This is a genomic window from Vibrio variabilis, assembly GCF_003263785.1.
GTDB classification, from domain to species: domain Bacteria; phylum Pseudomonadota; class Gammaproteobacteria; order Enterobacterales; family Vibrionaceae; genus Vibrio; species Vibrio variabilis.
In genome coordinates this window covers 1-429 of the sequence record NZ_JYJK01000034.1, presented here as the reverse complement: position 1 = coordinate 429, position 429 = coordinate 1, and the positions used below count along the sequence as shown (strand labels likewise).

The 429-nt window shown below is 42.7% G+C and carries 2 tRNA genes; both read left to right on the top strand.

The features are described 5' to 3' along the window. The first annotated feature begins 30 nt into the window (after window positions 1–30). A tRNA-Ala gene (locus tag TZ48_RS04370) sits at window positions 31–106 on the top strand. Window positions 107–136: 30 nt separating this feature from the next. Then, window positions 137–212, top strand: a tRNA-Val gene (locus TZ48_RS04365). The last annotated feature ends 217 nt before the right edge of the window (window positions 213–429 follow it).

Here is a 429-nt window from a genome sequence, read left to right as displayed (position 1 = left end):
TTCCTTCTTTGAAGGAAACTCTCAAGAAATGGGGCTATAGCTCAGCTGGGAGAGCGCCTGCCTTGCACGCAGGAGGTCAGCAGTTCGATCCTGCTTAGCTCCACCATTCTTGAACATTCCACGGAATGACTTTCGTGGGCGATTAGCTCAGTTGGGAGAGCACCTCCCTTACAAGGAGGGGGTCACTGGTTCGAGCCCGGTATCGCCCACCATCTTTAAGCGCATTTCTTTTAGAAGAAAGGCTTTAAGTGCTCTTAAAAATGGTTTCGAAAGCTTTATTGCTGTAGAAAACATGCTCTTTAAAAATTTGGAAAGCTGACGAATAACATTTGATTAATGTTATTCAATTAAAAGTTCTCAAATCCTAATCTTTTGATTAGGTACCAACACACATTCAAGTGTTCTTGGGAATCACGAAAGTGATTCATA